The organism is Psychrobacter sp. Marseille-P5312 (genome assembly GCF_900291405.1).
Taxonomy (GTDB): domain Bacteria; phylum Pseudomonadota; class Gammaproteobacteria; order Pseudomonadales; family Moraxellaceae; genus Psychrobacter; species Psychrobacter celer.
Map to the genome: position 1 here is coordinate 2,018,283 of NZ_OLML01000001.1, position 25,544 is coordinate 2,043,826.

At 48.1% G+C, this 25,544-nt stretch carries 19 protein-coding genes and 1 tRNA gene; 17 read left to right on the forward strand and 3 right to left on the reverse strand.

Annotation, left to right across the window (positions count from 1 at the left end; all coding sequences use genetic code 11):
- Nucleotides 1-129 precede the first annotated feature (129 nt).
- The 6 genes from C6W44_RS08750 to C6W44_RS08775 all read left to right on the forward strand — a co-directional run bounded on the left by C6W44_RS08750 (nt 130) and on the right by C6W44_RS08775 (nt 9,189).
- A complete protein-coding gene (locus C6W44_RS08750; protein WP_105245037.1) occupies nt 130-1,689 on the forward strand; it encodes a tetratricopeptide repeat protein in 1,560 nt (519 codons plus the stop codon).
- 383 nt (nt 1,690-2,072) lie between these two features.
- The gene (locus C6W44_RS08755; protein WP_105245038.1) at nt 2,073-3,662 is read left to right on the forward strand and encodes a 3-deoxy-D-manno-octulosonic acid transferase; all 1,590 of its coding nucleotides are present in this window, start codon (nt 2,073-2,075) and stop codon (nt 3,660-3,662) included.
- Nucleotides 3,659-4,378 (forward strand): 16S rRNA (uracil(1498)-N(3))-methyltransferase, encoded by a 720-nt coding sequence (locus C6W44_RS08760; protein ID WP_105245039.1) that lies wholly within the window; start codon nt 3,659-3,661, stop codon nt 4,376-4,378. Before C6W44_RS08755 ends, C6W44_RS08760 begins: the two co-directional genes overlap by 4 nt.
- A gap of 335 nt (nt 4,379-4,713) precedes the next feature.
- Entirely contained in the window at nt 4,714-5,835 is a 1,122-nt protein-coding gene (locus C6W44_RS08765; RefSeq protein WP_105245040.1) for an extracellular solute-binding protein, read from the forward strand.
- 89 nt (nt 5,836-5,924) lie between these two features.
- Nucleotides 5,925-7,604 carry an ABC transporter permease gene (locus C6W44_RS08770; protein WP_105245041.1) on the forward strand — a complete coding sequence of 560 codons (1,680 nt, stop codon included), beginning with the start codon at nt 5,925-5,927 and terminating at the stop codon, nt 7,602-7,604.
- A 172-nt stretch (nt 7,605-7,776) separates the two neighbouring features.
- Entirely contained in the window at nt 7,777-9,189 is a 1,413-nt protein-coding gene (locus C6W44_RS08775) for an ABC transporter ATP-binding protein (protein WP_199774471.1), read from the forward strand.
- A 17-nt stretch (nt 9,190-9,206) separates the two neighbouring features.
- On the opposite strand, the gene C6W44_RS08780 is transcribed toward C6W44_RS08775, so the two are convergent.
- Nucleotides 9,207-10,145, reverse strand: a complete 939-nt coding sequence (locus C6W44_RS08780; protein ID WP_227526398.1) for a methyltransferase domain-containing protein — start codon at nt 10,143-10,145, stop codon at nt 9,207-9,209.
- Nucleotides 10,146-10,400: 255 nt separating this feature from the next.
- Here C6W44_RS08780 and C6W44_RS08785 point away from each other — a divergent pair, with 255 nt between their 5' ends.
- The 10 genes from C6W44_RS08785 to C6W44_RS08830 all read left to right on the forward strand — a co-directional run bounded on the left by C6W44_RS08785 (nt 10,401) and on the right by C6W44_RS08830 (nt 22,753).
- Nucleotides 10,401-12,062: an alpha/beta hydrolase family protein gene (locus C6W44_RS08785; protein ID WP_105245042.1), complete on the forward strand. Its 1,662-nt coding sequence runs from the start codon at nt 10,401-10,403 to the stop codon at nt 12,060-12,062.
- Between the two features lie 156 nt (nt 12,063-12,218).
- Nucleotides 12,219-12,398 carry a hypothetical protein gene (locus C6W44_RS08790; protein ID WP_105245043.1) on the forward strand — a complete coding sequence of 60 codons (180 nt, stop codon included), beginning with the start codon at nt 12,219-12,221 and terminating at the stop codon, nt 12,396-12,398.
- A 303-nt stretch (nt 12,399-12,701) separates the two neighbouring features.
- On the forward strand, nt 12,702-15,494 hold the full coding sequence (gene gyrA, locus C6W44_RS08795) for a DNA gyrase subunit A (RefSeq protein WP_105245044.1): 2,793 nt from the start codon (nt 12,702-12,704) through the stop codon (nt 15,492-15,494).
- A 327-nt stretch (nt 15,495-15,821) separates the two neighbouring features.
- Nucleotides 15,822-16,433, forward strand: coding sequence for an IS607 family transposase (locus tag C6W44_RS08800; protein WP_105243882.1), 612 nt, complete (start codon nt 15,822-15,824; stop codon nt 16,431-16,433).
- Nucleotides 16,430-17,584 (forward strand): RNA-guided endonuclease InsQ/TnpB family protein, encoded by a 1,155-nt coding sequence (locus C6W44_RS08805; RefSeq protein ID WP_093071385.1) that lies wholly within the window; start codon nt 16,430-16,432, stop codon nt 17,582-17,584. The genes C6W44_RS08800 and C6W44_RS08805 overlap by 4 nt, the downstream gene beginning before the upstream one ends.
- Before the next feature lie 171 nt (nt 17,585-17,755).
- Entirely contained in the window at nt 17,756-18,793 is a 1,038-nt protein-coding gene (rarD, locus tag C6W44_RS08810; protein ID WP_227526476.1) for an EamA family transporter RarD, read from the forward strand.
- 476 nt (nt 18,794-19,269) lie between these two features.
- Nucleotides 19,270-20,340 (forward strand): EamA family transporter RarD, encoded by a 1,071-nt coding sequence (gene rarD / locus C6W44_RS08815; protein WP_105245046.1) that lies wholly within the window; start codon nt 19,270-19,272, stop codon nt 20,338-20,340.
- A gap of 231 nt (nt 20,341-20,571) precedes the next feature.
- Complete coding sequence (locus tag C6W44_RS08820; RefSeq protein ID WP_105245047.1) at nt 20,572-21,240, forward strand: glutathione S-transferase; 669 nt, start codon at nt 20,572-20,574, stop codon at nt 21,238-21,240.
- A 105-nt stretch (nt 21,241-21,345) separates the two neighbouring features.
- Entirely contained in the window at nt 21,346-21,606 is a 261-nt protein-coding gene (locus C6W44_RS08825) for a hypothetical protein (RefSeq protein WP_105245048.1), read from the forward strand.
- Between the two features lie 28 nt (nt 21,607-21,634).
- The gene (locus C6W44_RS08830) at nt 21,635-22,753 is read left to right on the forward strand and encodes a ribonuclease Z (RefSeq protein ID WP_105245049.1); all 1,119 of its coding nucleotides are present in this window, start codon (nt 21,635-21,637) and stop codon (nt 22,751-22,753) included.
- Nucleotides 22,754-22,767: 14 nt separating this feature from the next.
- Here C6W44_RS08830 and C6W44_RS08835 read toward each other — a convergent pair whose 3' ends face one another.
- Nucleotides 22,768-23,733 carry an ATP-binding protein gene (locus C6W44_RS08835; RefSeq protein WP_105245050.1) on the reverse strand — a complete coding sequence of 322 codons (966 nt, stop codon included), beginning with the start codon at nt 23,731-23,733 and terminating at the stop codon, nt 22,768-22,770.
- 218 nt (nt 23,734-23,951) lie between these two features.
- Between C6W44_RS08835 and C6W44_RS08840 the strand changes: the two genes are divergently transcribed.
- Nucleotides 23,952-24,941 (forward strand): serine/threonine-protein kinase, encoded by a 990-nt coding sequence (locus tag C6W44_RS08840; protein WP_105245051.1) that lies wholly within the window; start codon nt 23,952-23,954, stop codon nt 24,939-24,941.
- A 309-nt stretch (nt 24,942-25,250) separates the two neighbouring features.
- Here C6W44_RS08840 and C6W44_RS08845 read toward each other — a convergent pair.
- Nucleotides 25,251-25,335, reverse strand: a tRNA-Leu gene (locus C6W44_RS08845).
- Nucleotides 25,336-25,544 lie beyond the last annotated feature (209 nt).

Here is a 25,544-nt window from a genome sequence, read left to right on the forward strand (position 1 = left end):
CCTGTGATATTTTAGGATAAGGTAAGCAGACGCTCGCTGCCGCTTAGTAAGTGAGCTGGTCGATAAATGCGCTGTGTTACCGATTTTTGACTAAATTTTTGAATATTTAAATAAAGGACACGCTGGTTTATGGCTGCATCGCCCGTAACGCCCCTTGATTATATGGCAGCTGGTTATTGGCAGGATTTTTTGGCCAATCGTCCTATCGCAGGCGGTATGGCTTATGAAAGTCAGCTGCGCGCTTGTATGCTGGATGAGTCGCTGGCAAGCTTGCAGCGCGTCGATACCTTGCTGTCTCAGATACGCCGCGATCTGATCAAAACAGAGCGCTGGTCTGAAGAGATGCTGCTGGTTGATGAGCACTATCGCAATTTGATGGTGTTTTTGGCGTTTTATGCAGGTCGCGTGCTGGCGCAGCACTGGCAGCAGACGCCGCACTGGTACGGGCAGTTTGAATTAGGCAAGCGTTATCCTGAGCTTGCGCTCATTCGTGAGGATTTTTATCAGCATATGGCGGTCATCTATCGTGAGGATAATGAGGCGACTGAGGTGACTGAGGCGAATAAGCCGCCGTTGTTTTTTGCGTTAGAGCCTATCGGGCTGCGGCTGTTTGGCCATATCGATCGCCCCTTTGTTGCTGTGCAAGGCGATCAGGTGGCAAGCGGACTGTATCAAGCGGTGAGCGCCAGATTGCCTGCGGTACATACGCCCAGCATTCATGGCACTGATGCACTCGATACCACACCATCTTTTATCAAAGACAGCATCACTACAAATAAATATGCTGACAGCCGCAATAGCGCTGCTGGCATCGATAGTATAGACCGCCAAGTCAGTATCGATAATGACACAAAAGCAGGCGCGCGCGTCAGTACCGTGCCCACGGCAGATAGCCAAATTGCCTTCAGTGAGGTATCGTTCGATAAAACACAAACGCCAATTAGTAACTTATCCCATGACGCATCAATGATAACGCAACCTGCCTCGCCGCGCACTCAGCAACCAGCACCTCAGCCTTCAAAACATGAATCACCCCAGTCATCCCAAGCACCCCCAGAACCATTGGCACCGAGCGCCAAACTAGCGCCTACGCCCGAGCTGTTTACTCAGCTAATGACTGAGCTAAAGGACATTGAGGTCATGCAGAGCGCTGGCGAGTCAGACTATCAGCAAGCCAGTCGCATTCTAGAGCAGTTCGAGCAGTATATCGCCAAGCAAAACACACCGCGCGCGCAGGTGAAATTTGCCCCAAAGCATTTGGCTGTAAAAAAACAAGCACTACTCAAATTACAAACCGCAGCAGAGGCGGGTAATACTGCTGCCATGCTACGCCTGGCAATGTATGAGCTGCTCGGCGAAGGCGTCACAGCCGAGACAGAGGCAGCGCTGGCAGCGGGCGCTGAATGGGTCAAACAAGCGGCAAGCAAAAACGACAGCCGTGGTCAGCGTTTGCTAAGTAAGATGTACTACCAAGGGCTAGGGGTGGCGCAAGATATCGACAATGGTAAATATTGGCTCGAGCAAGCGGCAAAAAACGGTCATGCAGAAGCGGCAAGTGTGCTCGAGCAGTGGCAGCAAGCGCAAGCGCTGATTACCACCCAAAAACAAGAGCAACATAGCAGCAAGCGCTATCAGTTACTGCTCTCTGCTGTCGTTATGGTGGCGATACTGATATTTATCATTGTTTAACATATAGTCGTTTCAATCTAAAAAGAACACAGTACTGCTGGGATGAATTTTTTGAAGCCTCTGGAGTGCAAAGCGCACAGCAAGCGAGAAAAATTTATACCAGCAGAACGCAATTTTTAACGTTTCCCTTTTATTTTGGACTGCTTATACTTATGGCGGGCAGTGATTAAAGGCGTGTTGTTCAGTGTCAAATTGAGGTAGAATTGGCGCGTTTTTTATTGGCATTTTGTCATCATTGATTCAATCAAAAAAATTGATAGCAGCCAAGTACAGACATATACGAGTGTATCGGTATGTGTAATACTTCAAGCGCGTTTAATACTGTCATTCTTTTATAGTGGATTGACCATATAATCTGATTCATTACCAATCTGGGCGACGCTATGTCATCTTCTCCTACGCCATCTGAGCACGTTTCGCAGAGATCTGATTCAGTATCAGGGCTTAATCATGCGGTGTATCAGCCGCCGTTTTATTATCAATGTGCCATCAATGTCCTAAAGCCCTTGTATCGACTGCAAGTATGGCGACGCTCGCACCAGCGCGACAACTATCAGCAAGAAGTGGCGCAGCGCTTTGGTAAGCATTATCCCTCGCCTCCTATAGCTGTGAGCGATAATATGACGCATCATGGCGTCATTTGGTGTCACGCGGTTTCCTTGGGTGAGACCAATACGGTCGCGCCGCTACTGGAGGCGTTATTGGCAGCGGGTTATCAGATATGGTTGACCAATACCACTCAGACGGGTTTTGCCCGTGGTGCCAGCCGTTTTGCTGATGAGATTGCCCAAGGCCAGATGAGCCATAGTTATGTGCCGGTCGATAGCCCTGTCGTGATTGAGACGTTTTTGGCACATGTACAGCCTATAGCGGCATTGTTTGTTGAGACAGAGCTGTGGGCAAATATCTTATCTAAATTGGCCGAACAGCGTATTCCCAGTATTTTGGTCAATGGCCGGCTCTCAGCGTCTTCTTTTGCCAGTTATCAAAAAATTGCTGCTGTCAGTCGTAGTATGATGAAAAACCTTACCTTAATCATCGCGCAAGACAATGAATCTGCTAAGCGCTTTCGGCAGCTCGGTGCCAGCAGTGCCCAAATCCGTGTGGCAGGCTCGCTAAAATGGGTCATCAATGCGCCAAAGCAGGACAGCAGCGCCAGTGAGCCGCGCGTAGATGAGCAAAGCAATTCGCTGCACGGTAACATCAGCGATCAGATGAGTCTGGCCGAGCGATTTGGAGTCACCGGTCGTCCGATTTGGGTGGCGGCCAGCACTCACAGCGGCGAAGAAGAGATCGCCCTGTCACTACAGCAGCAATTGTTGTCACAGGCGGCACTGACCGATACGCTGCTTGTACTCGTGCCCAGACATCCTGAGCGCTTTGATGAGGTGGCCGAGCTCGTCAAAAAGTCGGCATTGACGATGGCGCGGCGCAGTCGTGATGAGGCGATTGAGGCAGCCACGCAAGTGTATGTGGCAGATAGTATGGGCGAGCTGATGATATGGTATCAGCTTGCTAATGTGGCATTGGTCGGTGGCTCGCTTGTCGATATCGGCGGACACAATCCTGTGGAGCCGGCAAGTGTGGCCACGCCTGTCATCATGGGGCGCTATACGCAGTCGTGCCAAAGCGTGGTCGACAAGCTCGCTGAGGTTGGGGCGCTGTATCAGCCGTACAATGCTTTTTATCGTCCTGTGACGACCTCTCACGCGCATACTTCTCCTGACACGGCGGCACCAGCTAATCTCACAGACGCGGCATGGGCGTCAGCCGCCCATACTGCTGGCGACATCCGTGCGGAAACCACGCTGATTTACCAGCAGTTAGCCGCTTGGCTTTATGATCTGGCACTGGCCAAACGGGCAGGGCTTGCAGGCGAGCGGCTGACCAGACAACAACAATCGGTACTGACCCGTCAAGTGACCATGATAGAAGAAGTGATTGCCCAGCAGTCGCATCAAGAGCCTTTATGAACTGTATCTTATTGCCCAGCGACAACTTTTCGGCAGACACCGCTTATATCGATGACGCGGCGCAAATCACGCACGTCACTCAAGTATTAGCCGCCACCGCCGGAGATAGGCTGAAAATAGGCCAGCTCGGTGGCCAGCTCGGTACGGGACAGATAGCAAGCATGCACTCTGATAAAATCGAGCTATGCGATGTACAGCTGAGCAGCGAACCGCCCAAAAAGCTTGATTTGACGGTGGTGTTGGCGCTGCCACGGCCAAAGGTCTTACGCCGCCTAATCATGGATATGACGGCGCTAGGTGTGCGACATATCGTCCTGATTAATAGCTACCGCACCCAAAAAAGCTACTGGCAAAGCCCGATGCTCGATCGTTTGGATGAGTTTGTCTTAGAGGGGCTACAACAAGGCGTCGATACCATCGTGCCGCGTATCACGTTGGCCAGGCGTTTTAAGCCGTTTGTCGAAGATGAGCTGGGGGGCTTGATCACTTGCCGTGCCATCGTGGCGCACCCGTACAGTGCGCAATCATTTGCCCAATACGTCCAGCCGTCATCATTGGCGCTACCGAGCTTGGTTTGTATCGGTAGCGAGGGCGGCTGGATAGATTACGAGATTGACTTACTTGCCAAGCAAGGCTGTACGGCGGTCACCATTGGTCCACGTATCTTACGTACTGAGGCGGTGGTCAATGTCATCTTGGGTCAGTGGTTGCTCTAACTGCTATGTTTGTGTTGGGAAGACACGGCCCAAAAATACGGCAAAAATGAGCGGAGATGGAGGCTAAATCTCGCTCAAACAAATTTATTGATAATTAATCTCATTTCTATTAGTATGTTGTTTCCATATATTTAAGGGTTATCAATCGCCAGTAACGGAACTTGCTAGTAGCTGGCATGACTATTCTGACATGCCTGACATGCCTGACATGATTATTAATGTCTTGTGTCAGCGCTCTGTATTGCAGCAAGTGTTGTTATTGATAAAATACCCATTTTATATCGTCGCCATCTTATCTATCTCACCTTTTTTATAGCACTATTATGGGGAAAACTATGTCATTGAACACCATCAGCGCTACGCGTTCTGCTTCTAAGCTTACTTTACCTGTTGTCGTCTGTGGCATGATGCTCGGACTAGCGGGTTGTAGTAATTCCTCAACGACAGAAGAGAGCGCCGAGACTACGGCCAGCGAGAGCACTGCGCCGCAAGCGACCACCGATGATGCCACAAGTGCAGATGGGCAAACCATTACTATTTATTCTTCTCGTAATGAGCAGCTGATCAAGCCGCTGCTTGATCGTTATACCGAAGAGACAGGCGTAAAAATTGAGCTGGTAACGGACAAGACAGGCCCGCTAATGGCGCGTTTGCAAGCAGAAGGCCAAAACACGCCAGCTGACATGCTATTGACCGTCGATGCGGGCAACTTATGGCAAGCCGCGCAGCAAGGCCTGCTCCAGCCTGTGGCTTCGACGGTACTTGAAAACAACGTCCCTGCCAAATATCGTGACCCAAAAGGCCAGTGGACAGGGCTGTCACTACGCGCTCGTACGATCTTTTATGATCCAAGCAAGGTCAGCGCCGATCAGCTGTCAACTTATGCAGATTTGGCTGATCCAAAATGGAAAGGCAAGCTATGCTTACGTACCTCAAAGAAAGTCTATAACCAATCATTGGTTGCTAGCATGATTGAGCACTTGGGCGCAGAAAAAACCGAAGAAATCATCCGCGGCTGGGTAGATAACTTAGCCACAGATGTGTTCAGTGATGACACCAGCATGCTAGAGGCGATCGCGGCGGGTCAGTGTGAGGTCGGTATCGCCAATAGCTACTATTATGGCCGTATATTGGACGAAAAACCAAACTTCCCAGTAAAAATATTTTGGGCCAATCAAGGCACCACTGGTACGCATGTAAACGTCTCAGGTGCCGGTGTGGTCGCAGGCTCAGACAATCCAGATGGTACGCTAAAGCTGATCGAATGGTTGTCCTCTGATGAAGCCCAAGGAATCTATGCCAGCTCGGACAAGGAGTTTCCGGTCAAAGAAGGCGTGGATGAGTCTGAGATGCTAAGATCATGGGGTAGCTTCAAGAAAGACGACATCAATGTACAAAAATTTGGTGAGCTGCAAACCCAAGCCATTCAGATGATGGATAAAGCGGGTTATAAATAGATCTCGATGACTGATGCCAATCTCAAATTTCTTTGGGATTGGTATTTGTTGTTTTGTGGACTCTATAAGTATGACACGGTAATAATGATATGATCACAACGCCAGATGCGTCTGTAAGTCAAAGCGATATCGTCGATGGTGATATGAGTGACGGGCATTCAGCAGTCAGTCAAGACCACACTTTGCGTAAGCGCATTCTTTCAAAATCAGTTTTAGGACTGATTTCGTTGTTTATGCTGGTGCCAATTTTGATCGTGCTGTTGTCTTGGACGCAGCCTGTCGCTGATATTTGGACACACATGCGTGAGTATGTGCTGCCACAAGTGCTCAAAAACACCGCTATTTTATTGATGATGGTCACCGTTATTTCTGGGACAGTCGGTACTGCCTTGGCGTGGGTGACCAGTATGTACCGCTTTCCTGGCCAGCGGTTTTTTTCGTGGGCGTTGATGTTGCCGCTGGCGATACCTGCCTATGTTTTGGCGTTTGTGACCGTCGGTATTGTGGATTTTAGTGGGCCGTTACAGACCGCCTTACGTGATTTGGGCATAAGTATGGCGATTCCGTCCGTGCGAAATGTCTGGGGCGCAGGGCTGGTGTTGTCGCTGGCGTTTTATCCTTATGTATATCTGCTGGCGCGTCAAGCGTTTTTATCTCAAGGTCGGCGGGCGATTGAAGCTGGTCAAATGCTGGGGCTGAGCCGTCGACGGGTGTTTTTTCGTTTGGCCTTGCCGCAAGCCTTGCCGTGGATTATCGGCGGTTTACTGTTGGCGAGTATGGAGACCTTGGCGGACTTTGGCGCGGTGTCGGTGTTTAATGTCGATACCTTTACCACAGCGATCTACAAGGCGTGGTTTGGGTTTTTTAGCTTGACCACGGCCGCGCAGCTTGCCGCGTTATTGATCGGTGTGGTCTTTGTCGTGGTGTTGTTTGAGCAGTATTGGCAGGCCAAGCGCGGCACTGCGGTCACCCAAGGCAGCAGTCATCGTTTTGAAGCGAGCAAACCTGCTAAGTGGGGTATGGCGCTGCTGTGTACGCTAGTGTTTGCGCTGGCTTTTTTGATACCGTTTTTGCAGCTTATCTACTGGACGGCGGCCAATTTTCGTCAAGACTTCGATGCTCGTTATATCGATTTTGTCACCAATAGCCTGATGATTGCGAGTATGACCACGATGTTTATTGCTTTTTTGGCGATTGTCATCGCGTGGATCAAGCGTCAGTATCCTGACAAAACAACCAAGCTGATGACGACCTTGGCAAACCTAGGCTATGTGGTACCAGGTACGGTACTGGCGGTGGGGATATTTATTCCCATTGCATGGCTTGACAATCAGATGATTGCCTTTGGTATCACCTCGCAGCAGATATTGTCAGGCAGCGTCATTGTGATGCTGCTGGCTCTATCGACGCGCTTTATGACGGTGAGTTTTCAGCCTGTCGATCGCCAGTTGCAGCGCCTGACGGTCAATCAAGAAGCGGCGGCCAAACTGCTCAGTGACAGTGCTTATCAGCGCTGGCGACAGGTCATGCTGCCGGTATTAAGCCCCGGGGTTTTGACAGCGTTGCTCATGGGTTTTGTTGAGGTGATGAAAGAGATGCCCATTACTTTGATGACGCGGCGGCAAGGCTGGGATACGCTGGCGGTGCGGGTGTTTGAGATGACAAGCGAGGGCATGTGGGGGCGAGCTGCGCTGCCAAGCCTCTTAATCGTGCTGGTTGGGCTGCTACCAGTATGGATATTGCTACGCCAAAGTGACAAACAAGGCTAACAGTAGTTTTGGACAGTGTGACTTATGCACTTTATCAGCCTGCGGTCTATGACTTGTGTGGCCTGAGTCCTTTAAACCTGCTACAGTACGATTTTAGTCTTTTTTAGCACCCATTTGTATGTGCGCGCAGCATGCCTAAGGTTTTATTTTTTATCGCTAACTGGTACCTTTTATGTACACTGATTCAACCCATGATCCATCAGAATCTAAACCTATCCATACCAGCAGTCTAAAGGCCAAGTCTATACAAGCCAAGACGCGTCTTGAGCACCGAAAAAACGCCTCAGTTATCAAAGCCCATAATCTGGCGCATGCGGCTGTCGAGCGAGATGCATCAAAACCCGATGAGGCACCGCAAAAGATAGACACCCGCCAAGACCATAAAGTTAAAAACACAAATTCCCAAAAAAAACAAGTAGATAGCGCAGCGTCGCCGTATTTTAGTGTCCAAGATCTCATCGTAGGTTATGACGATACGATCGTCGTCGATGGTTTGTCGTTGACGTTACAGCAGGGCGAGATTGGGTGTTTTTTGGGGTATAGTGGCTGTGGCAAAACCACGGCCTTACGTGCCATTGCAGGACTAGAGCAAAGCCGCGGTGGTAGTATTTATCTGAGCAATCAACGCCTGACAGATAAGCGCGCGCGCAAGTCGTTTGCCGTTGCGCCAGCCAAGCGCGGCATGGGTATGGTGTTTCAGGACTATGCGTTGTTTGGTCACCTAAGTGTGGCAAAAAACATCGCGTTTGGCCTGAATAAATGGTCTACCGCCGACAAAAAAGCCCGCGTGGCTGAGATGCTAAGTTTGGTTGACTTGACTGAGCACGCGGACAAACGCCCAAATGAGCTATCAGGCGGTCAGCAGCAGCGTGTGGCGCTTGCAAGAGCGCTGGCACCAAAACCTAAGCTACTACTGCTTGATGAGCCGTTCTCTAATCTAGACGTGGTACTGCGTGAGTCGCTGGCGATGAGTGTACGTGATATTCTCAAACGCACCAACACCACTGCGATACTGGTCACGCATGATCAAAACGAAGCGTTTGCTATTGCTGATAAAGTTGGGGTGATGCATCAAGGTAAGCTGGTACAGTGGGCCACGCCAAGTGAGCTATATCATGAGCCAGTCAGTCCTTTTGTTGCTGAGTTTGTCGGTGAAGGGGCGATGATAGATGGCATCATCAAAGAAGGGCACGTCGAGACAGCGCTGGGTGATATCTATCGCCGTATGGAAGTCTACGACGAAGCCGGCTATCCGCAGTACTGTGAGTATGATTATCCAAATGGCACACCGATCAAGGTGCTGGTGCGCCCTGATGACATCATTCATGACGATGACAGTACGCAGACTGCATTGGTGGTTGGCCGCGTGTTTCGCGGTGCAAACTATTTATACCGTTTGCAGTTGGATGATGGTCAGACGGTATTGTCTTTGGTCGCCAGCCACCACAATCATGAGATAGGCTCACACATCGGTATTTTGCCCATACTCGAGCATGTGGTTGTCTTCGATGAAACGGACGTCAATGCCACCACATGGTCAGAGTACGATGGCGTAGAGCGGTTTGCAGATATTCGGCAAGACTGAGCAAGCGAGCAGGCAGGTTAGGCTTGCTGTGTTGCCAGTATATGCAGGTAGCGTCCCAGCCATTTGTAGGGCTCGTACTGTGAATAGCGTAGCTCCATACGTATCACCGCCTCGGGGTCAGTGTGTCCGCCACGTTTGAGCGGGGCATAGTCATGAAACACGCGTAGACCACTGCTGCGTATGACGTGATAACGATGCGCGCCGAGCCATGTCTCGACCTCTTCTTTTGCGACTGGATGATTGGGCGTTAGGCTCTTGACGTTGTCTGCTTTATAGTCGCTATTGTCGAGTAAATTAAAATTCCCCATGATTAAATTACGATAATCAAAGCTCGCTGGGTTATAAAAACACAGTGATAGCGCGCCTTTGGGCATCAAATACTGATCAAAAAAGTCCATCACACCGGCAGGCTCTGCTAGCCATTCAAGCAGCGCATGACATAGTATTAAATCAAACTTTTCTGTATCTAACTTTTCTGTGCTTAGCTTAGCTGGCAGCTCCTGATAAGGGCAGACATGCCAAGTGATATCAAGAGGCGTGTCTGTCTGCGCTGCATGAGCCTGTGCTTTGGCAAGCATGTTGGCGGAGATGTCATTGATTACCACAGTATGCCCTTGGGCGGCCAGCTCGATGGCGATTTGTGCCAGACCTGCGCCCACATCCAGTACACGTAGTGGCCGGCCAAGGCGCTGGCGCATCTGGGCGCTGTACTCAAAAATGTCACGGCGTAGTACCGCCAGCCTAATCTCACCCTTTAATCCGCCGTAGACTTTTTTTTCAAAATGATCGGCGATGGCATCAAAGCTGCGATCTGTGCGCTCGCTGCGGCTTTGAGCGGCTGTTGCTGGTTGGGCGGTGGCTTTAGTGGTGAACTTAGTGGTGGCTTTGGTTTTTACTTTGGAAGATGCGTGCATGTCGCTGAGACTGAGGTCGTTGTCGTTTGCCATATTTGTCATATTATTATCGGTAAAAGGTGATTGTGGGCGTTGAGTGTGCTTAAGCGCTTGGTATCATCGGCTACGGGATGAAAGGCTGAGCAGGCTTGTCGATACTCAACGCGGGTATGGCTGGTGCTTGTGATGCGCTATTGTGTCTGTTTTCTGGTAGCTTTTCGGTAGTGTTTGCGATATAAAGGTATCATTACTTGCCAAGGACGCACGGCGCTTTTTTTTACAATTTTTCACCGCTTTTGACTGCTAAGGATAGCCATTATGATCACTCCCCACTCACGGCGCGGCCGCGCAGCGACTCACAAACCGATAGCGATGCGCAGTGTCTTATCAGTCGCCATCGCCAGTAGTATATGGCTGGTCGGCTGCGGCGATGACAATGACTTTGATAATGATGTTGATATCGTCTCATCAGCCACTGCTGAATTTGTCAACTCCTTTAGCGCCTCTCAAGTAGACAGCAGTTTTGGGCTGGGTAGTACAGCAACGCCCGCAGCCAAATGCGGCGTCACGATAGAAAAAGTCAGCTATGATACCAAGGGTGCTGCAGACGAAGATACCAATGCTACCGCAGCTTTGATGCTGCCAACGGGCGATGCTCCTGAATGCCAAGGCGCGCGACCGCTGCTATTATATGCCCATGGTACGACCACCGACAAGTCTTATGACTTTGCGCAAGTGGGTAATATTCAAAATCCTGCGGTAAGCGAAGCCAACTTAATCGCTGCTAATTTTGCCGCACAAGGCTATATCGTTGTCGCACCCAATTATGCAGGCTATGATGACTCCACGCTTGATTACCATCCTTACCTTGTGGCTCAGCAGCAGTCGACAGACATGGTCGACGCCCTAGACAGCGCGCGCGATATCATGGCACGGCAAAAGCGTGCCAATGCGGTCAATTACCGTGATATTGCGGATTCAGGCAAGCTATTTATCGCTGGCTACTCGCAAGGCGGCTATGTCACGATGGCAACGGCCAGATTGCTACAATCCCAAGAAAAACCAGTGACAGCCATCGCGCCATCTTCGGGGCCTTATGCGCTCGCAGCGTTTGGTGATGAGATATTTAGAGGTAACGTCAATATCGGTGCCTCAAGGTTTGCGCCATTACTTGGCAGTGGCCTACAAGAAAAATATGGCAATATTTATAATAAAAAATCAGACATATTCCTAGATAAATATGCGGATGCACAGCTGCCAAATGCGTTGTCGTTTGGTCAGCTAGTCGATACGAAAAAACTGCCTAATAATGCGCTGTTTCAAAAAAATCCTAGTGACCCTAGGCTGGCAGGGCTAGAGCAAGGTAAACTGTTTTCTATCTTGGGTGGTTATGATGAAAATGACTATCTGATTAAGACAGATTTTCGTGCCGCCTATGTCGCTGATACCGACAAACATCCTGATGGACTGTGGGCAGAGAACGGCGATGGTCTACCAGCAGCCATGCCTGAAAACACTCTACGTAAGGCATTAAAAGACAATGACTTACGTGGTTATGTGCCGACCATGCCGACACTGCTTTGCGGCGGCAACCAAGACCCGACGGTTTATTTTGATACCAATACCGGCTCGATGGTCACGCTACTGCAAGCAGCGGCAAAAGAATCAGCCAAAAACCTCAATGTCACCGTGCTCGATGTCGATATAGACAATGCTGACGAGCGCCCAGATCAGCAGACCTTGAGCTTGATTGGCCAAGCTGCCATGAATACTTGGGATGCAGAGGCGGTCAGAGTCCGCGTACAGACTCGCTTTAGTCAGAGCGTAGAAAAGGTAAAAGCTGACGCTGAGGCGCAAGGCAATATACCACTCCTAGCATTTTATACCAATTATCATGGTGGTCTGGTCAGTCCAGCCTGTACTGAGGCCACGCGTGCGTTTTTTGATCAAAACTTTAAGCCGGTAGTCAATCCAACATGACATCGGCAGCCTTTAGGTCATGTACTACGGCTGCTATTTCGCAATAGGTTAACGATACTCAAACGGATAAATCGTCTGACAATCCACCAAACTGTGTCCATAATATTGGACGCAGTTTTTTATGCCGCTTAACGAGACGTCAATAAGAGAAACCCTATGAAATCTATCTTGTTATCACTACTGGCTTGCGCTGTTATCACTGCGCCCATCAGCCAAGTACAAGCTCGAAATACGCCTTGTTCAGGGAAAATGGGCGGGGTGTCACACTGTTCAAAAGATGGCAAATTTGTTTGTCATAACGGCAAGATTAGTCAGTCTAAAAAGATCTGCCGCTGACACACAAAAAATAGAGAAAAAAAGTCAAAAAAACGACCGCTAATCTCCTGATTCGCTTGGTTTTAATCCTGTGCAAATGCCCCTAATACGGCAAATTTGTGCTAAAATAGCTTCTTTTATAAAACGTTACTTTTAACAAAAACCGTATCACTATTTTCTTGTTGTTTTGTGCGCTGAGTGAGGGTTTTTTGGAGTCTATATTTCAATGATAGCTGCATTTTTTTGCAGCTGTATTTTTGTATGACCCAAAGACATCTCAAGCAATGTTGACAGCATCAGAAAAAAGTGAGTGAAGGAGTGTATATGAGCGAATCGGTCAGTCCTATTGGCATCGTAGATGAACTAAAGCAGTCGTATTTGGATTATGCGATGAGCGTGATCGTCTCACGTGCGCTGCCTGATGTGCGTGATGGGTTCAAGCCTGTACACCGCCGTGTGATGTATGCCATGCACGTGCTATCAAACGATTATAACAAACCCTACAAAAAATCAGCACGTGTGGTCGGTGACGTCATCGGTAAATATCACCCACATGGTGATAGTGCGGTTTATGATGCTATCGTGCGTATGGCGCAGGATTTTAGTCTGCGTTATCCGATGATCGATGGCCAAGGTAACTTTGGCTCGATCGATGATGATCCACCGGCGGCCATGCGTTATACCGAAGTTCGTATGACCAAGCTGACTCACCAGATGCTTGCAGATTTGGATAAAGACACGGTCGATTGGGAAGACAACTACGACGGCTCTGAGCGCATGCCAAGCGTGATGCCAGCGCGTATTCCCAACCTACTGGTCAACGGGGCGACAGGTATCGCCGTTGGTATGGCGACCAATATGGCGCCGCATAACCTGACCGAAGTGATCAATGCTTGTCTTGCTTATGCTGCAAATCCGCAAGTTTCAGCGGAAGAGCTGATGTCGCATATCTCAGGCCCCGATTTCCCAACGGGCGGTATTATTTATGGCCGCGCGGGTATTTTAGATGCCTATCGTACCGGTAAAGGCCGCTTGCATATTCGTGGGCGCTATCATATCGAGCCGATGAGTGACACAGGTGTCAACCGTGATCGCGAGCGTATTGTCTTTACCGAAGTGCCGTATCAGGCCAATAAAGCCAAGTTGATTGAGCGTATTGCAGAGCTGGTACGAGACAAAAAAATCGAGGGCATCACCGAGATTCGCGATGAGTCGGATAAAGAAGGGATGCGTATCGCCATTGACTTGCGCCGCGGCGAGACGGCTGAAGTCATTGTCAATAATTTGTTTTTGCAAACGCCGCTAGAGTCGAGCTTTAGTATCAATATGGTGGCGCTGGATAATGGTCAGCCAAAACTGCTGACTTTGCGCCAGCTGATCGCCGCCTTTGTTCGTCACCGTCAAGAAGTGGTGACGCGTCGTACGATTTTTGAGCTAAACAAAGCGCGCGTCCGTGGTCATTTGCTCGAAGGTTTGACCGTTGCGCTCGCCAATATCGACGATATCATCGCCACTATCAAAGCCTCGGCCAACCGCGGCTTGGCACGCGAGAGCTTATTAAATAATACATGGGGCTCCGGTAGTGTCGTGGCGATGCTAACAGCGGCTGGTAGCCAGTCTGTGCGTCCTGAATTTATCGAAGGCGAGGACCCAAAAGCGCCGTTTGGTTTGATCGAAGGTGAGGAGCGCTATCGCTTATCACTTGAGCAGGTCAATGCGATTTTAGACATGCAGCTGCACCGTTTGACGGGACTTGAGCAAGACAAGTTGACCGAAGAGTATCAAGATTTGCTGCGTGAAATCGCTCATTTGGAGTCGATTCTTGGTGATTTTGATAAGCTGATGAGTATCATCTCTAATGAGCTTATCGAGATTCGTGATAACTTTGGTGATGAGCGCCGTACCGATATTATCGACTCGCGTATGGACTTTAACCGTGAAGACCTCATCCCTGAGCAGACTGTCGTGATGACTGTCTCGCGCACCGGCTACGCCAAGACTCAGCCCATTGATGATTATGTGGCGCAAAAACGCGGCGGCAAAGGCAAGTCGGCAACTGCTATGAAAGAAGATGATGTGATAGATCACTTGGTAGTGACCTCGACGCATGCGACCGTGCTGTGCTTTACGGACAGCGGCCGCGTCTTTAGCCTACGTGGGTTTGAAGTGCCGATTGCTAGCCGAGGCTCACGCGGTCGTCCATTGGTCAACCTCATCAGTTTGGATGCTGACGAAACCGTCACCACCATTTTGCCTATTCCAAAAATCGTCGAAGAGCTGTCTGGCAACACTGTGAGCGATGGCGATGATGATAGCTCAGAGAGTAGCAATGAGGCCGAGCCGCCGTTTGTTTTCTTTGCCACTGCCAATGGTACGGTGAAACGCGTAGAGCTCAAGCAGTTTGCCAATATCCGCTCCAATGGCTTGATTGCCATTGGTCTAGAAGACGGTGACAAACTGGTGAGCGCCCGTATCACCAACGGTAGCCAAGAGGTGATGCTATTTGCATCGAGTGGTAAAGCCATTCGTTTTGATGAAAACGATGCCCGCGCCATGGGCCGTACTGCCAAAGGTGTACGCGGTATGCGTTTGGCTGATGATGAATTTATCAAATCACTAGTCGTTATCGAAGATGATGTACGCGAAATCCTTATCGCTTGTGAAAACGGCTTTGGTAAGCGTACCTTTATCGACGAGTTTAATACGCAAAACCGCGGTGGCGGCGGTGTGATAGCCATCAAAACCAGCGCACGTAATGGCGCACTGGTGCGAGCGACCAAGGTTGACCCTACAGACGATATCATTCTAATATCGGACAAAGGCACGCTCGTGCGTACGCCAGTTGAGCATGTGGCCAGCTCTGGTCGTAACACCCAAGGCGTCACCTTGATTCGCCTATCAAAAGAAGAAAAGCTGGTGGCGATGGCGCGGGTCGAGCACGAAGAGAGCGACGATGAACTGGTCGATGCCATGCGTGAAGATGGCACCTTTGAGGTAGCAGGCCAAGCGCAAATCGATATCGATGCGGCGACCGACGTTCACGATGTTATCGACATTGCCAACGATCCTGTATTAGATGAAACAAACACTGAGGGTGACAATACCGACGATAAGTAACGGTTTCAGTAGTTCGCTTTTGCTCTAGTTTGGCATTCTTGCTCTAGAAAAAGCCTCTGACGTTATCGTTGGAGGCTTTTTTTTGGATGTCATTTATCGCTTATAGGATGTTGTCTTTGATAATCCTTTTTATCTTTTATTACCACTGTTTATGCTGATCTTTGAATGATACTTACTTATACCTAAAAAGTGCTAAATTGAGGCTGTTGTTATGCTGACGACCAATCAAACCTTTCAGGGGTTGCAAAAAGTTAAATAAAACATATACAAACCTACCTATTTATTACTATAATAGATAGATTATATCTATAATATAGAGAGCAAGTTATGGGGAAACTGGTTAGTATTGGGGAGGCTGCCAAACATTTCGGGGTTGCTCAATCCACATTAAGACGTTGGGATGAGGATGGTACGTTAGTCGCCAAGCGAACCGAAAACGGGCATAGGCGATATGATTTAAGTGAAATCAGACCGCATTCCTTGAATACACCACCTAAATTAGACCGAAAAACCATTGCTTATGCTCGTGTGTCGAGTCGTGATCAAAAAGACGACTTACTTCTCCAGTCTCAAGTTTTGGAACTTTATTGTGCCAGGCAAGGCTGGACTTTTGAGACGATTACCGATCTTGGTAGTGGAATGGATTATAAAAAGAAAGGCTTAAAAAACCTGCTTGATGACATACTGAGCAATAAAGTTGAACGGCTGGTAATTACCCATAAAGACAGGCTTTTACGATTTGGTGCAGAACTGGTTTTCATGTTGTGTGAGGCTCGTGACGTTGAAGTGGTAATAATCAATCAAGGTGAAGAGTTGAGTTTTGAGCAAGAATTAGCCCAAGATGTATTGGAGATTATCACCGTATTTTCAGCGAGGCTATACGGCTCTTGCAGCAAGAAAAACCAACAATTAATAGAGGCGGTTAAAAAAGCATTATGATCCGTGGACACATTATCGAACTCAAGCCAAACAACGTACAGGCAAATCACCTTGCTCGTGCTTGTGGCGTGGCGAGAAAAGCCTACAACTGGGCTTTGCATGAGTGGCAGCGGCAGTATGCGCTTGACAAAGCGTACCGTGATGCGTGTTTGGCCGCAGGCGTTGAGGTTGATACTAAAAATCTAAACAAGCCCTCACAGGCGAAGCTCAGACGCGAATTGAACGCCATTAAGCGTGAATTATTCCCCTATATGCTGGAAGTGACCAAATGCGCTCCGCAGGCGGCAATCATGCAGTTGGGTGATGCTTATAACAACTTCTTTAAAGGCTTAGCGAAATACCCAACCGCTCGTAAAAAAGGCCGTGACGATAGATTCAGTTTATCCAACGACCAATTTGCCATTAAAGGTAAATCCATTCGTATCCCAAACTTGGGCTGGGTTCGCTTAAAAGAAGCTTTACGTTTTGACGGCAAGATCATGTCAGCCACCATCTCTAAACGTGGCGGTAAGTGGTTTGTTAGTGTGGCTGTTGAAATACAAAAAGCTGTAATTCCTACTAAAAAGACAGGTAAAAGCGTTGGTGTTGATCTTGGTATTACCGACTTACTGGTTTTATCAGACGGCACTAAAATTAAAGCGCCAAAACCACTTCAAGCAAACCTTAAAAAACTAAGAACGCTAAACAAAGCGCTCAGTCGCACTAAAAAAGGCAGTAAAAACAGAGAAAAAGCGAAAACCAAGCTCTCTCGTTTGCACTATAAGATCAGGTGTATTAGGCAAGATTCTCTCCATCAAATCACAACAAGTCTGGTTAATGAGTTCGATGTGATTGCGATTGAGGATTTGAATGTCAAAGGTATGGTTAAGAACAGGCGGCTATCAAGAGCTATCAGTGACTTGGGTTTCTTTGAGTTTAAGCGACAGCTTATCTACAAAGCCACTGAGCAAGGCAAGGTTGTGAAATCAGTCGGACCCTTCTACCCAAGCTCAAAAACCTGTTCAAACTGCAATCATATCCTTGGTAAAGATGAGCTAACATTGAAAATGCGTGAGTGGTTGTGCCCTAACTGTCAGGTTTCTCATGACCGTGACCTCAACGCCAGCATCAATATTTTAAATAACGCGACTGTTATTTTAACAGCTGCATAATCCTGTTTATTGGACGGTGAGTTCCATCGCCAATTAAAAAAGTCTGTGGAGTCGTGGTCAGTCTAAATCTCAAATGAGAAATAGCGCGTGACAATGAAGCAGAAAGAAAACGTCAAACCTATCTAATAGTCAATACTGGCTAGGTTTGAGTAAGATTTTTGGAACGGGACTATCGCGTCGATATCATCGAGTGTTTTATTTTCGATGATGTTTTTATTTGGGTTATTTATGCAGCCTTTGACGGGCACGCAAGTGGCGTCATGGCGTGTGTTGATGATGCTACTCAGTCTGGTGCTGCTGGTCAGTGTGAGCAAGCAGTGGCAGCATGTTTTTGATTATCTAAAAACGCTCAAAACCGCCAAAGACTGGCTGATATTTATACTGCCAACCCCGATATTGGGTGGGCAGATTTGGCTGTTTATGTGGGCACCTGTGAACGGTTATGGCCTTGATGTCACTTTGGGGTATTTTTTATTGCCGCTGGTGATGATCGTTCTTGGTCGCTTTTTTTATCGTGAGCCGATGAGCCTGCTGCAAGGAGCGGCGGCGCTACTGGCGGCTTTTGGTATTGGTCATGATATCTTGCAATACGGCTCGATATCGTGGGTGACGCTGTTTGTATGCTTGGGCTATCCGCCGTATTATCTGCTCAGGCGGACGATTGCTGTGCCACCGATTACGGGATTGTTGTCTGATTTGACGCTGCTGACGCCAGTGGTGCTACTGATGCTCTATACCAGTGGCGGCTTTAGTATGGCGGCGCAAAATATGAAGTTTTGGTATTTATTGCCACTGCTAGGCGCTTTTAGTGCACTGGCGATGTCGCTGACGATGCTGGCCAGTAGCAAGCTGCCCGTGTCGCTATTTGGCGCGCTTAGCTATATCGAGCCTATGCTATTGTTTGTATTGTCCATCACCGTGCTCAGTCAGAGCTTAGATGAAGGAGGCTCATTGTTTATGTATGGCATGATTACGGCAGCGCTGCTGGTGATGATTGTCGATAGTGCGATAGGTTATCTGAGTCGGCGCCGTAGCGATCATTTGCATGGCTACCGCGAGCCACAAGTAGGCGGCTTTCCACCACGACGCCGCCTGATAAATCGCCGTATTGATGGCGCACTAAAAGCGCATCGGTTTCGTAAAATACGCCGTTATCAGCGAAAAATGGATAAAATCCAGCGAAAAATAGAGCAGTTAGATGCCAAATAAAGCGCCAAACTCGTAACGATATAGTCGATCCGAAATAAAAATGGCGTGCAAGATACTATGTGTCAGGCGCTACTGGTATAAATTTTCTTTGCTCGCTGTGTGACTTCATCACGCCAGAGGCGGCATAAAATTCATTTCAGTAGTACGGCACCTGTTTTAAAGTAGGTCGGCTATATAAAATTCAAAGACTCGTCAAGTGGATGTATTGCTTATCTATTCTGACTTTGACATAATGCTGGCTATGATATAAGTATGAGTCATTTCAAGCGTTTATCTTGTGATATGTAACGACAGATGATTGTATTAGTCTGCTTTTAAAACCGAAGGGTTTTAGCATGATTGGCGACGTACAACCTGCGTGTACAATGAGATAGACAACAGGTCTTGTAGACAAAAGCCTCCGACGTCCGCGTCTGAGGCTTTTGTTTTTTTCTAAAATTGCCAAGGACGTGCGCTTATCTCAAAAGGCTGTTTTTATGCTCACCACCACCCAAACGTCGCAGGGCACCATCGCTGCCGTGGCAGCAAACTTTTTATACTCATTGTTGTTTTTATTTGGTCTATTGATGCAGCCGCTATCTGGGACGCAAGTCGCCTCGTGGCGTGTGCTGATGATGCTGTTGAGTTTGGTGCTGCTGGTCAGTGTGTTAAAACAGTGGCAGCATATCTTTGATTACCTAAAAACCCTAAAAACATCCAAAGAGTGGTTTTTATTTATCTTGCCGACGCCGATATTGGGCGCCCAGATTTGGATATTTATGTGGGCACCAGTCAATAATCTGGGGCTTGAGGTGACACTGGGGTATTTTTTGTACCCGATGATTATGATCATGGTGGGTCGGTTTTTTTATAATGAAGCGATGACGCCGCTACAGTGGGTCGCCACCATCTGCGCAGCTCTGGGCATCGCGTATGATGTCTGGCAGTACGGCGCGATTTCTTGGGCGACATTGTTTGTCTGTCTGGGTTATCCGCCTTATTATCTGCTGCGTCGCAAGCTGGCAGTACCGCCCATCACCGGCCTTATCTCTGATTTGGTGCTGCTGACGCCAGTGGTGATGATTGCCCTGTATATGAGTGGCGGGTTTGCGCTGGCGATCACTACCGATAAATTTTGGTATCTGTTGCCGCTGCTGGGTATCATCAGCACCGCGGCGATGTCGCTGACCATGGTCGCCAGTCAAAAGTTGCCCGTCTCGTTGTTTGGCACACTATGCTATCTTGAGCCGATTTTTTTGTTTATCTTTTCGATTACGATATTGCACCAAAGCATCAATGAGGGCGGCTCATTATTTATGTACGGCATGATTTTTGTCGCGTTACTGATTATGATTGCTGATAGTGCGCTTGGCTATAGGGCGCGTCGCCGTGATGATCGCCTGCATGGTTACAACGAGCCACAAGTCGGTAGCTTTCCACCGCGTCGCCGCCTGACCAACCGCCGTATCGAAGGGGTGCTTGCGGCTCATCGTTTTCGTAAAATTAAACGCTATCAGCAAAAAATAGACAAAATGACGCGCAAGATAGAGCAGCTGCATTCGAAGTAAGGCGATCATATGGCGGATGATAGGTTTGATTTGTTAGCCATGGTTTTTTAGCCATAGTTTTTGCCCGTGTGCACCGCAGTTTGTGTGTTAATAACAGATGAATTGCGCTATTATCGAGCAGTATGCACGCCAAGCGCTGTCACGGACAAACGCCGTTACTGCCAAGCGCGTCAGGCGCAGGACACTTTGTCTATATGCTATTGCTCACTCACATGATAACTAGGACGGTTTATGTTACATCTTCATCATTTAGCAAACTCACGCTCGTTTCGTATTATTTGGCTGTTAGAAGAGCTAAACACCGATTATGAATTGACTTGCTACGAGCGCAACAGAGCGTATCGTGCGCCTGATAGCTTAAAAAAAGTGCATCCAATCGGTCATGCACCAATGCTAGAGGTCAACGATCGCGTGCTGATTGAGTCAGGGTTTATCATCGAGTATTTAATCAAGCATTACGATACCGACAAGCAGTTCAAACCTGCTGATGACAACGAAGCGGCGTGGGAGGCTTATACCTTTTGGTTACACTTTGCCGAGGCATCATTGATGCCGCCGCTAGTGATGCGTTTGGTGTTTAGCAAAGTTGTTGACCAGTCGCCCATGCTCATCAAACCAGTCAGCAAAAAAATCCAAAGCCAAGTGGAAAAAAACATGATTAGCCGCAGCCTAGACAGTATGCTGGGCATGATGGAGCAGCACCTACAGGACAATCATTGGTTTGCTGGTAGTGAGTTTAGCGCCGCTGATATTCAGATGCATCTTGCCGTCGTCGGAGCCAATGCAGGCTCTGGTTTGGATAGCAGTAAGTACACCAATATTTTAAACTGGCTAAAACGCTGCGAAGAGCGTGAGGCGTTTAAACGTGCCGAAGAAAAAGGCGGGCGTTTAAAATTCTAAACAAAGCGAATGGTATAAATGATTAGGATACGCCCTAATTATTGATTTAAAATCAACATAAAAGGTTTTGTTTATTTATAGACAAAACCTTTTTTAGGATAAGACATGACAGACTTGAATAAACCCAACAGGACACCGACTGACAGTGAGATTGCAGCCAAACAGCATACAGAGGCTACAGAGGTGCATCGCCAGCAAGTATCTATCAAAGCATGGTCACAAAAGCTGCTGGTGGTGATTTTGTGTGTTGCCAGCTTTTATGGCGGCTGGAAATCTTATGAGTCCAATATGGTCAATGAATGTACGGCTAATGGCGGTAAAATGATTGAAGGTCAAAGGACCATGCTATGCCAGTCGTTACAGTAGATAAGGATTTAGCTAAAAGAGGGCGTTTATGTTAAAGCTCACCTTTTTGGGCACCTCCGCTGGCGTGCCAACCAAGCAGCGTAACGTCACAGCGCTGGCGATAGAGTGCCTCAATCCTTATAGCTCGGGGGCAAGTCGACAGCAAAACAAAAAGTCGCGTCCTTGGGTTTTAATTGATTGCGGTGAGGGCACACAGCATCAGCTGCTTTATACCAAGCTATCTTTGCATCAGCTACAAGCCATTTGTATCACTCATGTGCATGGCGACCATTGTTATGGTCTGCCGGGGTTACTTGCGAGTGCGGCCATGTCAGGACGTACTGCAGCGCTGACGCTTATTGCGCCCAAAGCCATTGCCAAAATGCTTGAGGCAATGAGGCTGACAACCGAGCTGTATTTGCCATTTGCCATTGATTTTATGGCGATAGAAGATATATTGTCTGAGCCAAATGATGAGCACAAAAGTGATGTAACTATCAATGTAGATCACCAACATCAGCTGGTTATAGACATTCACCCGCTGTCGCACCGCGTCGCCTCTTATGGTTTTGGTATTACTCAGACGATCAGCCGCCGTACCCTGAATACTGATAAATTGACAGCTGATGGTATCCCAGCCAGTGCGCTGTGGGGCAGGCTGCAGCAAGGCGAAGATGTTGTGACAGAAGACGGACGCATGCTGTCGTCTGCTGAGTATGTCGATAATGACAGCCAACGTACTCGGGTAGTGATTGCAGGCGATAATGATACGCCAGAGTGCCTATATGCGGCGGTCGTTGATGCAGACTTGCTGGTGCATGAAGCCACTTATACCCATGCGGTGTTAAATAAGATACAGGCAAAAAACCCAGACTTTGATCCCATGCACAGTAGCGCGCAGCTGATCGGCAAATTTGCCCAAGAGAGCGGACTGTCAAACTTGATATTGACCCATTTTAGCGCACGTTATCAAAGCTTTGATAATCCGCAGAGTCGTACGCCAAACATGGCGCATATTCGTCTGGATGCCCAAAGTGTTTATGTAGGCAATCTATGGCTGGCCGCAGATTTCGACCAATATATAGTAAATGGCGCAGCGAATTTGGTAGATGAAGAAGCGGGTAGCCGCGTGCAGTACTTAGGTTCTGCACGCGCTCCTAAAAAATGACAGGTAGCCGATGTTTAAGACTGATTGTCCTCAGCAGCTAACTGCGCTTGTCCTATCCAGTAGCGGCTAAACTGATAGGCCACTCGCCCCGAACGCCCGCCACGCTCTGATGCCCAGCGTAAGGCAGCGGCTCTGATATTGTCAGGTAGCGCTTTATTTTCTTCTTCATTATTGTTACTTTCTTTAACGTCATTCGCATTATCTAGATTGCGATTTGATGCAAGTGATAAATAATGGCGAACGATGTGTAAGTAAGTATTTTGATCCATCGGGTGAAACGACAGCCACAAGCCAAAGCGATCAGACAACGATACCGTCTCGTCGATGGTCTCATAAGGATTGACTTCATCGGTTTGCCCATTATAAATATTGACATTGTCTTTCATCAGCTGCGGTAAAAGGTGCCGACGGTTACTGGTGGCATACACCAGTAGCTTGTCTTGCTCGGAGTCCAGCGCCCCGTCTAACACACTCTTTAACGTCCGGTAACTCTCGTCTTGACCGTTAAATGCCAAATCATCACAGTACACGATATAGCGGCAATCGGTGTCCGCTGGTAGGGCGCGGATGGCGGCGCGTATCTTATCAAGCACCCGCAGGTCATCACGGGCGATTTCGATGATACGTAGCCCTTCGCTATGGTAGGCTTGTAGCAATGCTCGAATCAGCGATGATTTCCCTGCGCCGCGCGTCCCTGTCATCAAGACGTGATTGGCCGGATAGCCCTTTAAAAACTGCCGTGTGTTTTGCACCAGTTTTGCCTTTTGCGTATCGATACCATGCAAATCATCCAGACTTAAAAACAAATTGACTGCCAAAGGCTCCAAGCGCCCGCGGTGGCCACCGACCCAGCGATAGGCCAGCTGCTGCGGATCGATATCGATCTTTGGCGTGACTTGCTCTTGCAGATACTGCCCCAGTAACTCTAATAGCGGCTCGGGCAGGGCATAATTTATAACGGATGTGGAAGACTGGGACATAATACTGGGTCGCTTATAACAGAAAAAATATTAACGAAAATAGGTACCGTCCTACTGGCATTTATTTTCCTTGCGTGCTGTGCCTACGCCGGCAGATGCTGCGCAAAATGAATACCAGTAGCATATGATATCAAGTGTGCCAATTTTATGTTGGGTTGGCTATATAAAATGACGATATACAAATACAAAGTAATTCTAAATAAAGGCCTTACTTTAGCATGAAAGACAATGCCAGTAATTCATCGCTAAGACAAGCGAAGACAGCGCCAGTATGGCAGGCTGATGCTCAGCAGATATTGCCTGTACTGACAAAAGAATTGGTAAAGTTGCAGTATCGTCAGGTATCGCACTTGCGCATCGGCGTGTATGCAGGCGACTATCAGGGCTTGAGCCGTGCCATGCACTCACAGTTTGGCCCAGTGCTACTTAAGTGGCAATTAAGCAAGCATCATTGTCAGCAGAGCGCTCAAGCGGTATCTAGCGGCGTCTTTTATGAGTATGGCGTCATCACCGCGCTGTCTGCTTTAACGCCATATCAGCGCGTGGCACCGCCACTACTGGCGCATTATGAGTTACGTCTGCACATTGCAGCGCCGCCGTCAGCGCTCATCGTTGTGGTGATGCCCTATTATAAAAACGGCAGTCTATCACAGTATTTAAAGCGGCCGCTGCCCGCCCGTCAAAAGCATCAGCTTATCATGCAAGCGGCACAAGTAATCACGCAGCTGCATCGCGTAGGCTGGCTGCATAATGATATTAAACCCAGTAATATCTTGCTAGATGATTTGTCGCCACCTCATTTTTTGTCAAGTCAGACAGATGATAGCAGCCTCAAGACTGACTTGTTATTAACTGATTTTGCTTTGGCCACTCGTGTGGAGGCGTCAACCATAGGTCATCTTGCGGGTACACCGGCGTATCTGGCACCTGAGCGCTGGCAAGGACACGGCGCATCGGTGCAGAACGATATCTATGCGTTTGGGATTATGCTGTATGAGATATTGGTGGGGGTGCGGCCGTTGCAGATTGATAAACAAAGTCGTGAGCCGCTCAAGGCATGGGCAGTCCAGCACTGTCAGCAGCCAATTCCAAGGCTACCGCCAGCATACCGCCATTATCAACCCATTATTGATCAAGCATTGGCAAAGCGAGTAGAGAAAAGGTATCAAAGCATGGCGCAGATACTTTTGGCGTTAAGACGTATGTGAGATTAAAGAGAAGGTCGGTTAGGGAAGAGTATTGAGAAATAAAGCGTATAGTGAGTTCAGTATAAAAACGATACAGTTCCACGTTGATATATAATGTATCTGTTTTATTGAGAATTGACTATAGTATAGATTGGAGCAAACGCTGAGCGCTAAATACTGAAGCTGCTATACTTCGATAATAGCTTCGATGCTTGGCGTTTAGTAAGAGCTTTCTAATTAGCAAGCATATAAGCATAAAAACTAACAGGCACAAAAAAACCTGCATCAAGGCAGGTTTTAATATTTGGTCTAAGATGTACTATCCGAAAATGGTGGGGCTGGAGAGACTCGAACTCTCACACCTTGCGGCGCCAGAACCTAAATCTGGTGCGTCTACCAATTCCGCCACAGCCCCATTTTCGTTACTCTATCATCAAAAGCATATGAACTCAAATGCTATCGAAATAGTTAACTGATTCGGTAGTGCGTCTCAGTGGTTGGCTATTATATAGAGTTTAAATTGTTTGGCAACCCCTATTTGCAATTATTTTTGATATTTTAGCAATTATTTTTCATGTTTTTCATAAGTTAATGATATAAAAAGACTTTTATTTTAAGTTTTTT